This window comes from Knoellia flava TL1 (genome assembly GCF_000768675.1).
In the GTDB taxonomy this organism is placed as follows: Bacteria; Actinomycetota; Actinomycetes; order Actinomycetales; family Dermatophilaceae; genus Knoellia; species Knoellia flava.
Map to the genome: position 1 here is coordinate 1 of NZ_AVPI01000053.1, position 12,867 is coordinate 12,867.

Annotated in this window: 11 protein-coding genes; 6 read left to right on the forward strand and 5 right to left on the reverse strand. The window is 71.9% G+C overall.

Features of this window, described 5'->3' with window-relative positions; genetic code table 11:
- The 3 genes from N798_RS13925 to N798_RS13935 all read right to left on the reverse strand — a co-directional run.
- A partial coding sequence (locus N798_RS13925) for a hypothetical protein (RefSeq protein WP_198030757.1) occupies positions 1-343 on the reverse strand: 343 nt, incomplete at its 3' end.
- A gap of 124 nt (positions 344-467) precedes the next feature.
- Positions 468-2,153 carry a substrate-binding domain-containing protein gene (locus tag N798_RS13930; protein WP_035949473.1) on the reverse strand — a complete coding sequence of 562 codons (1,686 nt, stop codon included), beginning with the start codon at positions 2,151-2,153 and terminating at the stop codon, positions 468-470.
- Between the two features lie 42 nt (positions 2,154-2,195).
- On the reverse strand, positions 2,196-2,585 hold the full coding sequence (locus tag N798_RS13935; protein WP_035949487.1) for a phage holin family protein: 390 nt from the start codon (positions 2,583-2,585) through the stop codon (positions 2,196-2,198).
- A 98-nt stretch (positions 2,586-2,683) separates the two neighbouring features.
- On the opposite strand from N798_RS13935, the gene hisC reads away from it, so the two are divergent.
- Positions 2,684-3,784, forward strand: coding sequence for a histidinol-phosphate transaminase (hisC, locus tag N798_RS13940; protein WP_035949489.1), 1,101 nt, complete (start codon positions 2,684-2,686; stop codon positions 3,782-3,784).
- On the opposite strand, the gene N798_RS13945 is transcribed toward hisC, so the two are convergent.
- Positions 3,694-4,710 (reverse strand): EamA family transporter, encoded by a 1,017-nt coding sequence (locus N798_RS13945; protein WP_035949475.1) that lies wholly within the window; start codon positions 4,708-4,710, stop codon positions 3,694-3,696. The two genes, hisC and N798_RS13945, sit on opposite strands and share 91 nt — an antisense overlap.
- A gap of 71 nt (positions 4,711-4,781) precedes the next feature.
- On the opposite strand from N798_RS13945, the gene N798_RS13950 reads away from it, so the two are divergent.
- Positions 4,782-5,678 carry a LysR family transcriptional regulator gene (locus N798_RS13950; protein ID WP_035949478.1) on the forward strand — a complete coding sequence of 299 codons (897 nt, stop codon included), beginning with the start codon at positions 4,782-4,784 and terminating at the stop codon, positions 5,676-5,678.
- A 183-nt stretch (positions 5,679-5,861) separates the two neighbouring features.
- Positions 5,862-9,155 (forward strand): S8 family serine peptidase, encoded by a 3,294-nt coding sequence (locus N798_RS13955; protein ID WP_084100738.1) that lies wholly within the window; start codon positions 5,862-5,864, stop codon positions 9,153-9,155.
- Positions 9,156-9,299: 144 nt separating this feature from the next.
- Here N798_RS13955 and N798_RS13960 read toward each other — a convergent pair whose 3' ends face one another.
- Positions 9,300-9,992 (reverse strand): hypothetical protein, encoded by a 693-nt coding sequence (locus N798_RS13960; protein ID WP_035949480.1) that lies wholly within the window; start codon positions 9,990-9,992, stop codon positions 9,300-9,302.
- Positions 9,993-10,348: 356 nt separating this feature from the next.
- Between N798_RS13960 and pdhA the strand changes: the two genes are divergently transcribed.
- The 3 genes from pdhA to N798_RS13975 all read left to right on the forward strand — a co-directional run.
- A complete protein-coding gene (gene pdhA / locus N798_RS13965) occupies positions 10,349-11,446 on the forward strand; it encodes a pyruvate dehydrogenase (acetyl-transferring) E1 component subunit alpha (RefSeq protein WP_035949492.1) in 1,098 nt (365 codons plus the stop codon).
- Positions 11,443-12,429, forward strand: coding sequence for an alpha-ketoacid dehydrogenase subunit beta (locus N798_RS13970; protein ID WP_035949482.1), 987 nt, complete (start codon positions 11,443-11,445; stop codon positions 12,427-12,429). The genes pdhA and N798_RS13970 overlap by 4 nt, the downstream gene beginning before the upstream one ends.
- Before the next feature lie 26 nt (positions 12,430-12,455).
- Positions 12,456-12,867 (forward strand): biotin/lipoyl-containing protein (locus tag N798_RS13975; RefSeq protein ID WP_035949484.1); only part of this gene is annotated, 412 nt, incomplete at its 3' end.

Below are 12,867 nucleotides of genomic sequence, written 5' to 3' on the forward strand. Positions count from 1 at the left end.
CGGGCGCCCGGCGGAGCTGGCTGCTGCTCGCCGCCGCCGGCACGAGCCTCCTGATCGCCGGCACGTTCGCGCTGCGGGCCGGGAGCGACGACCACCCCGCAGGTCCGGCCGCGGCCCCGAACAGCCAGTCCGACCGCTCCTCTCCGACGGGCACCGCGACGCCACCGCCCGGCGCGACATCGGCGACGCCGACCCCGACGTCCCCCGGCCCCTCGCCGACGGACTCGACTCCGCGCACCGTGGCCGTCGCCCCGACCTCCTCGCGCACCCAGCCGACCTCGGCTGCGGAGCCCGCACCGGCCACGACCACCGCTCCGGCGCCGTCCAGGACACCTGCCGCCACCAAGCGGCCCAAGCCCACGCCGCCCGGCTTCACGAAACGCGCGACGAAGTCACCGAAGTAGCCACAGCGGCGCCGGCCACCCTGCGCCCTCTGCGCCCCCGCGGGAGCACGACGGCGCCGAGGCTCACTGTGCCTGTGAGGGCTCCCGCGCGAGAAGGGCCTGCACGAAGACGGTGAGCAGGTCGTCGGAGGTGTTCGCGCTGTAGCTGGCGCCACCCGACGCGCCGGCGATCGCCCTGAGCGCCTTGGGGTCGGCCTCGCCCATGCCGATGGTGATGATGCGCACCGGCTTGGTCGGGTCGTGGCCCTGCTTGATCTTCGCGAGCAGCTCGTCGAGCTCGAGGCCGCCGCCCGGGTCGTCGTTCTTGCCGTCGGTGATGATGACGACGGAGTTGAAGTACTCCGGGTCGTAGGTGCGGGTCATCTCCTCGAAGGCCGCGGCCGTCGTGTCGTAGAGGCCGGTGTCGCCACTGATGTAGCTCGGGAACTTCTTGAGCGCGCCGACGATGGCGTCGCGGTGCGTGCCGCCGCCCTCGGGCTCGTCGAGCCGGGCGATGGGGGCGATCGGCGCCCAGTCCTTGCCCTTGCCGCCCTTGTCGGTCGAGAAGATCCAGCCGCCCACCTGGCTGCCGTCGGGCAGGCGCTGCACGGCGGTGACGAGCGACTCCTCGGCGACCTTGGCCCGGGTCTTGCCGCCGGTGTCCTTGGCGACGGTCGTCATCGAGCCGGAGACGTCGATGATGGCGAGCATGCGGGCGTCGGCCTTGAGGACGTCCCACTGCCGCAGGGCGGCGAGCCGCGCTGCCGCGGCCTGCTGGGCCAGCGCGGTGAAGCTCGCAGCCTCGACGCCCTCGATCGTCGGGCCGCCGGAGTCGTCGGTGCCGCGGAAGCCCGCCTTCGCGAAGGCCTCGACCGCGGCCGGCGACGTCACCGCACGCAGGCCGGCGTCGGCAACCTCCTTGAGCGCGGGGGTGAGGTCGGGTGCGGGCACCCAGGGGTAGTCCATCGAGAACGTGCCCGCCTGCGGGAGCAGGGGCCGCAGCAGCCCCGGTGTCGTCGCGGCGTGGGCGGCGAGCGCCTGCTCGCTGATGGGGAACGGCTCGCTGCGCGTCGTCGTCGACGTGGACGGGTCCTTCGCGCCGGCGAGGAGGTCACTGATCCCGGTCGCCGCGAAGCGGGAGAGCAGGATGATGCGCTGGCCCGCCGTGACGTCCTTGGTCGTCGCCTCGGCGCCTGCGCGCGAGCCGAGGAAGGCGAGACGGCTGGCCGTGTCGAGGTGCGGGTTGGCGAGGTGGATCGCGCCGCTCCTGTTGACGAGGTCGTTCCACGACGTGAAGTCGCCCGTCAGCCTGTCGGGGCTCGTCACCGGGTTGGCGAGCACGACCGGGGAGTGCGCGACCGACGCGGCCGCGACCCAGTCGGCCTCGACCGCCGAGCCGGTGCTGCCCGCCGTCGTCTGGTCGAGCCAGACCGACGAGTCCGGCACCCACACGTCGGGGGCCTTGCCCTGGCGGATCCGGCTCGCGACGCTCGACGACCGGCTGCCGGTCACCTCGAAGCGGTGGCAGGGGTTCGCCTTGGTCGCCGTGCCGAGCTGCGTCTTGACCAGGTCGGCGACCTCGGTCGCCACCTCGACCCTCAGCGGCGCGGCGGTGCAGACGGCTCCGCTGCCCTCGGGCGCCTCGTCCGAGGAGCCGGTGCCGGTCCCGAGGGCGTAGGCACCCCCGGCGATGACGAGTGCTCCGGCGACGAGGGCGGCGACGACGCCGCGCTGGCTGGGCGCAGCGGTCTGCGCGTGATGACGACCCATGGGATGACGCTGTTCAGGAGGAGGGGCGGGGAGGGACCGGGCTCAGTCGTCGTCGCCGTCGGGCAGGACGACGCTGAGCAGCCAGGAGACGACGGTGATGATGATGGCGCCGATGACGGCGTCCCAGAAGAACTCGTCGATCGTGAAGGCCAGGCCCAGCGGCTCGGCGATCCACTCGGTGATCTGCAGCATGAACGCGTTGACGATGAACGTGAACAGGCCGAGCGTGAGCACAATGAACGGGAACGACAGCACCTTGGCGATCGGCCTGATGACGGCGTTGACGAGCCCGAAGACCAGGGCGACGAGGACGACGGTGACGACCTTGCTCGTCCACGCGTCGTCGTCGCCGAAGCTGATGCCGGCGACGAGCCAGGCCGCCACCCACAGGGCGACGGCGTTGATGAGGACCCGGATCAGGAAGTTCTGCACGCGGTCATGCTCCCACGAGCCGCCGTCGTCCCGGGAGACCCTCACCGCCGGATGTGGTGACTCTCTCGCCCCCGCGACCGGGCCCTACAGTGGCGGTCATGACCGACGGCACGACTCCGACCCCCACCAGCACCGTGCGCCTGAGGGGTGCGCTCGACGCCGTGCCGGCCTACGTCGCCGGCAAGCCGGCGGCCGCGCAGGCCGGGATCACGGCATACAAGATGTCGTCCAACGAGAACCCCTACCCGCCGCTGCCCTCGGTCCTCGACGTCGTGCGCGAGCACGCCGGTCGGATCAACCGCTACCCGGACATGGGCGTCGCCGCCCTCACCGCGGCGCTCGCGGAGCGGCTCGACGTGCCGCCCGCGCGGATCGCGACCGGTCCGGGAAGCGTCGGCGTCCTCGGCCAGATCATCACCGCGCTGTGCGACCCCGGTGACGAGGTCGTCTTCGCGTGGCGCAGCTTCGAGGCCTACCCGATCCTCGTCGCCCTCGCCGGCGCGACCGCCGTGCAGGTGCCGCTCACCGCGGAGTCGCGCCACGACCTCGACGCGATGGCGGCCGCGGTCACCGACCGCACCAAGGTCGTCCTCGTGTGCACTCCCAACAACCCCACCGGCCCGAGCGTGCGGGCCGACGAGCTCGAGGCGTTCCTCGACCGCGTCCCGCAGGACGTCCTCGTCGTCCTCGACGAGGCCTACCTCGAGTTCGTGACGAGCGAGGAGGCGCCCGACGCCCTCGCCATCCACCGGGCCCGGCCCAACGTCGCCGTCCTGCGCACCTTCTCCAAGGCCTACGGCCTCGCCGGCCTGCGGGTCGGCTACGCCGTGGCCCACGAGCCGGTCGCCGAGGCGCTGCGCAAGGCCGCCATCCCCTTCGGCGTCAACTCGCTCGCCCAGGCCGCGGCGATCGCCTCGCTCGAGGCCTACGACGAGCTCGACGTGCGGGTCAAGGAGCTCGTCGCCGAGCGCGCCCGCGTCGTGGCCGGGCTCGAGGAGCAGGGCTGGGAGATCCCCGACACCGACGCCAACTTCGTGTGGTTCGGCGTCGGCGAGCGCACCCCCGAGCTCGCCGCCGCCTTCCAGGAGGCCGGCCTCACCGTGCGGCCCTACGGCACCGACGGAGTCCGGGTCACCATCGCCGAGCCCGAGGCCAACGACCGGCTGCTCGAGGTCGCCGCGGCCTTCCCCCGTCCCTGAGCCACCTCACCCGGGGTGTCGCTCGCGTCGCCCACCGGTGGCGTATGCCGTCCCGCGCGACTCGTGGGACCCGCGCCCGCCGTGAGCAGGACGCCCGCCACGACGACCGCGCAGCCGAGCCACTCCACCCCTGAGGGGCGCTCGCCGAGGACGACCCAGGCCGCGGTGAGCCCGGTGACGGGCACGAGCATCGAGAAGGGCGCGACCGTGCCGGCGGGGTGGCGGGCCATCAGCCACGACCAGATCCCCGTCCCTACGACCGTGGCGACGAGACTCGTGTAGAGCAGCCCCGCGACGGCCGCGGCGCCGACCGGCGAGACGACGGTGGCGAGGGAGGTGCCGATGCGATCAGGCCCCTCGACGACGAGGCTGAGCGCGAGCATCGGGAGCGGCGGCACGACGCTCATCCACATCGTGAGGCGCACTGGGTGGTGTGACCGGGCGCGCCGGACGGCGAGGTTGCCGAGCGCCCAGCCGAGCCCGCCGAGGACCGTGAGGACGAACGGCCAGACCGCCGAGACGTCGCCGCGCTGCGAGCCGACGATCCCGAGCCCGAGCATGGCGACGAGCACACCGAGCCCGCGGCGGGCCGACAGGTGCTCGCCGAGAAGGGCGCCGAGGACGACGGTGAAGGGCGCGGAGCTCTGCAGCACGAGCGAGGCGAGACCGGCCGGCATGCCGGAGGACATGCCCCAGTAGAGGAAGGCGAACTGGAGGACGCCGAAGCCGAGGCCGTAGAGAAGGACCCAGCGCCACGGCACGTCGGGCCTCGGGACGAGGAGAAGTGCGGCCAGCGCGAGCGGCGCCCAGCGGACCGCCACGGTGAAGAAGGGCGGGAACTGCTCGAGCGAGGCGTGGATGGCGATGAAGTTGACGCCCCAGAGGACGGCGACGAGGACGGCGAGGAGGCGGTGACGGACGGGCACCCGTCCAGCGTGGCTCGAACGACTCCTTCGGTCTACTGAAACCTTGTGAAGGAAAGCATTAGGTTGGCTGCATGGACGTGCGCCACCTCAGCCTGCTGCGCGAGCTCGCCGAGCGCGGCAGCGTGACCGCGGTGGCCGCAGCGACGCACCGCACGGGCTCGGCGGTGTCCCAGCAGCTGCGCACCGCCGAGCGCGACCTCGGCGTCCGGCTCGTCGAGCCCGCCGGTCGCGGGCTGAGGCTCACCGACGCGGGGCGGCTGCTCGCCGAGGCCGCCGGCGACGTCGAGGCGTCGTTGGCGCGGGTCGAGGCCCGGCTCGACGAGTTCCGCGGCAGGCCGACCGGCCGGGTGCGCATCGCTGCGCTGACGAGCGCGGCGGAGGTCCTCGTCCCCGGAGCGATCACGGCCCTGTCGGACGAAGGCATCGAGGTCGAGCTCACCGACACCGACGTGTCCGAGTCCGACTACGCCGGTCTCGTCGCCGACCACGACGTCGTCATCGGCCACAGCCTCCTTGGCCCGGTGCCGCAGGGGGCCGAGCACCTCGTGCGGACCGTGCTCCTGCGCGAGCCGCTCGACGTCGCCGTGCCGGCCGACCACCCACTCGCGGCCAAGGACGTGCTCGCGCCACGGGACGTCGTCGACGAGACCTGGGTCGGCGTGCCGGTCGGCTATCCCTTCTCGACCGTCCTCGAGTCGGTCGAGCGGGCGACCGGCCGATCGGTCACGGTGACCCAGCGGATCCGCGACAACCGGATCGCCGAGGCCCTCGTCGCGGCGGGGACCGGGCTCGCCCTGCTGCCCCGCTTCACGACACGCCCCCGCGACGGGGTCGTGCTCCGGCCGCTGCGCGGGGTCAATGCTCGGCGGTGGGTCGTGGCGATGTCGCGCCCGGACCGTGCCGAGCGGGCGGTCGTGCGCCGCACGGTGGCGGCCCTGAGGGAGACGGGGCGCCGCGCGTCCGCATGACCGGGGTGGGCTTCCACCCCAAGGGGTGAAATCGAGCACGGTGCCCTGTTTCGCACAGATTTCTTTGCCCAGCCTCTGGCGGGTCGCGCCTCGAGCGGTCACACTCTCAGAGTTGCCCGCGACCGCGGGCGCGTCGTGGGGGCCGATCGGGGTGTCCACGAACGAACCCGAGAGGACACCGACGTGACCCGACGCCCCCTGCGCCGCGGCCTGACGACGGTTGCCGGACTCGCTGCCGCGGCGCTCGCCGCCACGGCAGCCGCACCCCAGTCCGGGGCTGCGCCGAGCGACCGCGAGATCACCATTGCGAAGGCGCCCACCACGCAGTCGCAGAACACCAAGCCCAAGAAGGCCAAGCCGGCCGACAAGCTCGGACGTCACGACCGTGACCTCCTCGAGAAGGCCGAGACGGACAAGACGGCGCGTGTCGTCGTCATGATCTCGACCGAGAAGGGCGAGACCGCTGCGGCGGTCGACGCCATCGAGGCGAGCGGCGGCACGGTGGCCACGGTCAACGACCGCGTCGGCTACATCAGCGCGAGCGTCCCGACGGGCAAGGTCGACGCCGTCGCCAAGAACGCCGCGATCGTCGCGGTCGACCTCAACGAGCGCATCGCGCTGCCGCGCCCCGAGGCCGAGTCGGCCTCCGGCGCCGAGGCCGCCGCTGTCGCCGCCCCCGGTGCGGGCACCCCCGACGACAACCCGTTCATGCCGACCCGCGACATCGGGTCCATCGCCTTCAAGAAGGCGAACCCGACGTTCGACGGCCGTGGCACGACGATCGGCATCATCGACTCGGGTGTCGACCTCGACCACCCGGCGCTGCAGAAGACCTCGACCGGCGAGCGCAAGATCGTCGACTGGGTCACCGGCACCCACCCGCTGCTCGAGGGTGACGGCTCCTGGCGCGCCATGCTCACGAGCGTCTCCGGCCCGAACTTCACCTACGCCGGCGCCACCTGGACCGCGCCGGCCGGCACCTACAAGGTCAACCGCGTGTCCGAGAGCATCTCGGCCGCGTCGGACGCCGCGGGTGACTTCAACCGCGACGGCGACAAGACCGACACGTGGGGCATCCTCTACGACGAGGCCACCAACGACATCTGGGTCGACGCCAACCAGGACCGCACCTTCTCCGACAGCGAGAAGATGCGTCCCTACAAGGAGAAGTTCGACATCGGCCACTTCGGTGTCGACAACCCGGCCACCGACATCTCCGAGTCGATGCCCTTCGTCGTCGAGTTCCGCGAGGACGTCGACCTCACCGCAGGCGGACTGCCGGGTCAGAAGGCCGACTTCGTCAACATCGGCGTCGTCGAGTCCGCGCACGGCACGCACGTCGCCGGCATCACGGCGGCCAACGGCCTCTTCGGCGGCACGATGAACGGCCAGGCGCCCGGCGCTAAGCTCGTCTCGACCCGCGCCTGCTCGTGGGGCGGTGGCTGCACCGCGGTCGCCCTGACCGACGGCATGGTCGACCTCGTCGCCAACCGCGGTGTCGACGTCGTCAACATGTCGATCGGCGGCCTCCCGGCCCTTAACGACGGCAACAACGCCCGCGCCCGCCTCTACGACTCCCTCATCAAGGAGTACGGCGTCCAGATCGTCATCTCGGCCGGCAACAGCGGCCCGGGCATCAACTCGATCGGTGACCCCTCGGTCGCCACCGACGTCGTCTCCGTCGCTTCCTCGATCACGAAGGAGACGTGGAAGTCGAACTACGGCGCCGACGTCACCTCGGACATCGCGCTGCACAACTACTCCTCGCGCGGACCGCGTGAGGACGGTGGCTTCAAGCCCAACGTCATGGCCCCCGGCTCGGCCGTCTCGTCGATCCCGACGTGGCAGCCCGGTGGCCCGGTCCCCGAGGCCGGGTACGCCCTGCCCGCGGGCTACGCCCACTTCAACGGCACCTCGATGGCCGCTCCGCAGACCGCGGGCGCCGCGGCCCTGCTCCTCTCGGCCGCCAAGGCGACGGACGTCAAGGTCACCCCGCGCCAGCTGCGTGACTCGCTCTACACGAGCGCGGACTACAAGGCCAACGTCGAGGCCATCGGCCAGGGTGCCGGTCTCGTCGACGTTCCCGGCGCGTGGTCGCTTCTCAAGAGCAACCCCAGGTCGATGGACTACACGGCGACCGCTCCGGTCTGCACGCCTCTCTCGGGCTTCCTCTCGACGCCCCACCAGGGCACAGGCCTCTACAACCGCTGCGACGCCGCCAACGGAGGCCTCACCGCCGGTGTCGAGAAGGTCTCCACGGTGAAGGTGACGCGAACGTCGGGACCGAAGGGCACGAGCAAGCACACGGTTCGTCTCGTCGGCAATGACGGCACCTTCACCGGCATTCCCACCACGGCGCAGCTTCCGCTCGGCGCCACGGTGGACATCCCGGTCAGGGTCAAGACCTCGAAGCCCGGTGTTCACTCGGCGATCCTCGAGATCGACAGCAACACCACGTCCGTCGTCGACAAGCGCGTCCTCCTCACGGTCGTCCTCGCGCAGGACGTCAAGGCGCCGACCTACTCGGCGTCCAAGACCGCCACGGTGGAGCGCAACCTCTTCGAGAAGTTCTTCGTCACCGTTCCGGCGGGCGCGAAGGCCCTTCAGGTCAACCTCGGCAAGTACGCCGACGGGTCGCAGGTCCGCTGGATCGCCTACAACCCCTACGGCAACCCCGTCGAGTCGACGTCGTCGCTCGTCTGCTTCACCAACTTCAACGACGGTGGTGGCTGCAACCCGACGTCGCGTGCCTACTCGAACCCGCTCCCGGGCATCTGGGAGATCCAGGTCGAGGCGCGTCGCACGACGCCGACCCTGAAGAACCCGTTCGAGATCACGGCTGGCGTCCAGGGCGTCACCGTGAACCCGGCGACCCAGACGGTCGCTTCGGCCCAGGTCGGCGTGGCCTCACCTGTCTCGTGGACCGTGACGAACGACCTCGCGCCGGTCACCGTCACCCCGAAGGGCGGGCCGCTCGGCTCGGCCGTGTCGGAGCGCAAGACGATCGCCAACCACGAGCTCCAGAAGTTCACGGTCACCATCCCCGCGGGTGCCACCAAGCTCGTGGCCAAGATCGGCAACACGTCCGACAAGGGTGCCGACCTCGACCTCTTCGTCCGCAACGCGGCGGGGGCGGTCGTGGCCCAGCAGGCCGACGGTGACAGCGAGGAGGCCGTGACGATCAATGCCCCGGCCCCCGGCACCTACACCATCGAGGTTGACGGCTACGCGGTCCCGGCCGGCTCGACCCAGTACGACTACCTCGACGTCTTCTACTCGGCCGGTCTCGGCACCCTCACGGTGCCCGCGACGACGACCGAGCTGGCGACGGGTGCGTCGATGCCGGTCACCGGCGAGCTGACGGTCGCGGCGGTCCCCGCCTCGGGCCGCCAGGTCTCCGGCGAGATGCAGGTCCTCTCGGCCGCCGGCGCGCTGCTCGGCACCGGTCAGGTCCTCATCGGCTCGGTCACCCCGTGACCCGGGTCTGACCCCACGCAGAGGGCCCCGCGGCGAGACTTCGCCGCGGGGCCCTTCGCCGTCGTCGGCGTCCTTCGCCGTCGCACGCGCCCACCGCCGTCGTCGGCGCGAACCACGGGCGCGTGGCTCTCGGGCGACGCCGGGTCACTGCACGGGCAGGACCGTCTGCACCTCGAAGACCGGGCCCTGCTGGCACGTCGTCATGACGTCGTCCCGGCGCACCCCGCGCACGCTGACGGGCCGGCCCTCGGGGACCCTGACCGTCCCGACGAGGACGAAGGCGCCGCCGTCGGTCTGCAGCACGCGGCACCCGGCCTCGACGCCCGCCGACACGACGCCGGTGAGCGTCTCCGTCTGTCCGGAGGGCCGCGGCGGGGGCAGCACGGGGAGGTCCTCGGCGAACCCGACCTCGATCGCCCGGGTCACCTGGAAGGGCAGCCCCTGCGGGCACGCGGGGTCCATCGCGTCCATCGCGACCCCCTCGACCCGGTATGCCGTCCCCGCCCGGAGCGTGCCCGTCTCACCGATGAGGACCCACACCGTAGCGTCCCGGTCGTTCTTGAAGACGGTGCAGCCGCCCGCCGTGCTCGTCACCCGGCCGCTCATCGTCGTGGGGCGGGCGCGGCCGGACGGCGGCATGCTCGGCGTCGTCGACCCGGGTCCACCGGGGGACTGGGACGACGAGGGTGAGGACGACGGGGACGACGGGGGCATGCTCGAGGGTCCCACGGACCCTCCGTCGCCACCGGCTCCCGAGCCGCACGCCGTGAGGAGGCCGACCACGCAGGCCGCGGTCACGGCATACGGGATCGTGGGGCGGGGCAGGCGCGGCGACATGGTCATGAACCTACGACGCAGCGGGGGCGCCCCGCGGTTCCGTGCGGCGGCGGCCAGCACGTTTGGGAGGTCTCGCCACCCTCGCGGTACGTTTGGCCCAGCAGGCTTGGGAAGCGTCGTTCACACCCCGAACGCCCCTCCCCAGACACCGCCGTCCGGGCCGCGCGCGCACGAGCGCGGGGAGCCGGCGGCCCGAACCGGACGACCGCCACGAGCGGGCGTCCCAGGGAACAGGAGCCCCCGTGAGCGACACCGACGTCGCTGCCACGCCGCCGACCGGCGGCATCGACCACCACGTCTCGGTGGACCCGGCAGCACAGACCGAGCCCCGTGCGGCGGCCGACGGTGGCCCCGACATGGTCCAGCTGCTCACCCCCGAGGGTGAGCGCCTCGCCAACGCGGACTACGACGCCGTCATCGACGCGATGAGCCACGACGACCTGCGCGGCCTCTACCGCGACCTCGTCCTCATCCGCCGCGTCGACCAGGAGGCCACCGCCCTCCAGCGCCAGGGTGAGCTCGGCCTCTGGGCCTCGCTCCTCGGCCAGGAGGCCGCCCAGATCGGCGCCGGCCGCGCGATGCGCAAGCAGGACCACTGCTTCCCCGGCTACCGCGAGCACGGCATCGCCTGGGCCCGCGGCGTCGACCCGATGCGCCTCATCGCGATGTACCGCGGGGTCGACAAGGGCGCGTGGGACCCGGCCGAGTTCGGCTTCCACCCCTACACGATCGTCATCGGCAACCAGAGCCTGCTCGGCACCGGCTATGCCATGGGCATCCAGCGTGACGGCGCCGTTGGCACCGACGACCCCGACCGCGACGCCGCCGTCATCGCCTGCATGGGCGACGGTGCCACCGCGCAGGGCGACAACAACGAGTCGTTCGTCTTCGCCGGCGTCTACAACAGCCCGGTCGTCTTCTTCTGCCAGAACAACCAGTGGGCCATCTCCGAGCCCAACGAGCGCCAGACCCGCGCCCCGATCTACAAGCGCGCCGACGGCTTCGGCTTCCCGGGCATCCGCGTCGACGGCAACGACGTCCTCGCCGTGTATGCCGTGACGACGGTGATGCTCGACCGCGCGCGCTCCGGTCAGGGCCCCTCGCTCATCGAGGCGTTCACCTACCGCATGGCCGCGCACACGACCTCGGACGACCCGACGAAGTACCGCGTGTCCGCCGAGGTCGAGATCTGGAAGCTGCGCGACCCGATCGCTCGCTACCGCCGCTGGCTCACCTCCGAGGGCATCGCCGACGCCGACTTCTTCGACGGCGTCGACCGCGAGGCCGACGAGCTCGGCGAGCACGTCCGCACCGCGACCGTGTCGATGCAGGACCCCGACGTGTCCGACATCTTCGACCAGGTCTACGTCGAGCCGCACCGCCAGGTGCAGGACGACAAGGCGACGTTCACGGCCTACCACGAGTCGTTCGAGACGGAAGGAGCGCAGGCATGACCACGCAGAAGACGACCATCGCCAAGGCGCTCAACGCCGGGCTGCGCAAGGCCATGGAGAAGGATCCCAAGGTCATCCTCCAGGGCGAGGACATTGGCAAGCTCGGCGGCGTCTTCCGCATCACCGAGCACCTCCAGAAGGACTTCGGCGAGGACCGCGTCATCGACACGCCGCTCGCCGAGTCCGGGATCATGGGCACCGGCATCGGCCTCGCGCTGCGCGGCTACCGCCCGGTCGTCGAGATCCAGTTCGACGGGTTCGTCTACCCGGCGTTCGACCAGATCGTCTCCCAGCTCTCCAAGCTGCACTCGCGCTCGCGCGGCGCCGTCAAGGTGCCCGTCGTCGTCCGCATCCCCATGGGTGGTGGCATCGGCGCGGTCGAGCACCACAGCGAGTCCAACGAGGCCTACTTCGCGCACACCCTCGGGCTGCGCGTCGTCTTCTGCTCCAACCCCGAGGACGCCTACTGGATGATCCAGCAGGCCGTCGAATGCGACGACCCGGTGATCTTCTACGAGCCCAAGCGGCGCTACCACGAGAAGGGCGAGGTCGACTTCGACGCCCCCGCCGCTCCGCGCGACCTGTTCTCGGCGCACACCGTGCGCGAGGGCACCGACGTCACCGTGGCCTGCTGGGGCCCGATGGTCCGCACCTGCCTCGACGCCGCCAAGGTGGCCGCCGAGGAGGGCACCTCGCTCGAGGTCATCGACCTGCGCTCGGTGAGCCCGCTCGACATCGACGCGATCACCCGCTCGGTCGAGAAGACCGGCCGCCTCGTCGTCGCCCAGGAGGCGCCGTCGTTCGTGTCGGTCGGCTCGGAGATCGCCGCGCTCGTCACCGAGCGCTGCTTCTACTCGCTCGAGGCTCCGGTCATCCGGGTCGCGGGCTGGAACACGCCCTACCCGGCCTCGAAGCTGGAGGAGCACTACCTGCCCGACCTCGACCGCGTGCTCGACGGCGTCGACCGCGCGCTCGCCCACTGACCCGACGCTGAGGAGAGACCACACCCATGGGTGCGAAGCACTTCAACCTCCCCGACCCCGGTGAGGGCCTGCTCGAGGCCGAGATCGTCGAGTGGAAGGTCGCCGTCGGCGACACCGTCAAGGTCAACGACATCGTCGTCGAGATCGAGACCGCCAAGTCGCTCGTCGAGCTGCCCATCCCGTGGGCCGGAACCGTCTCCGCGCTCCTGGTGAACGTCGGCGACGAGGTCGAGGTCGGCACGCCGATCATCACCATCGACGACGGCCAGGGTGGCTTGGGCGACGCGGCCCCGGCTGCGCCCGTCGAGACGGCCGCGCCCGAGGGTGCGGCCCCGACGCTCGACGAGGCCGGCGACGGCGCCGCCGAGGAGGAGCCGGTCAAGACGCTCGTCGGCTACGGCCCCAAGGCCGGTGGCACGACCCGTCGCGCCCGCAAGG

Excerpts from the sequence above, each read along its gene's own strand:
- N798_RS13930 (WP_035949473.1), bottom strand. The coding sequence starts at position 2,153 with ATGGGTCGTCATCACGCGCAGACCGCTGCGCCCAGCCAGCGCGGCGTC.
- hisC (WP_035949489.1), top strand. The coding sequence starts at position 2,684 with ATGACCGACGGCACGACTCCGACCCCCACCAGCACCGTGCGCCTGAGG.
- N798_RS13950 (WP_035949478.1), top strand. The coding sequence starts at position 4,782 with ATGGACGTGCGCCACCTCAGCCTGCTGCGCGAGCTCGCCGAGCGCGGC.
- N798_RS13960 (WP_035949480.1), bottom strand. The coding sequence starts at position 9,992 with ATGTCGCCGCGCCTGCCCCGCCCCACGATCCCGTATGCCGTGACCGCG.
- pdhA (WP_035949492.1), top strand. The coding sequence starts at position 10,349 with ATGGTCCAGCTGCTCACCCCCGAGGGTGAGCGCCTCGCCAACGCGGAC.
- N798_RS13970 (WP_035949482.1), top strand. The coding sequence starts at position 11,443 with ATGACCACGCAGAAGACGACCATCGCCAAGGCGCTCAACGCCGGGCTG.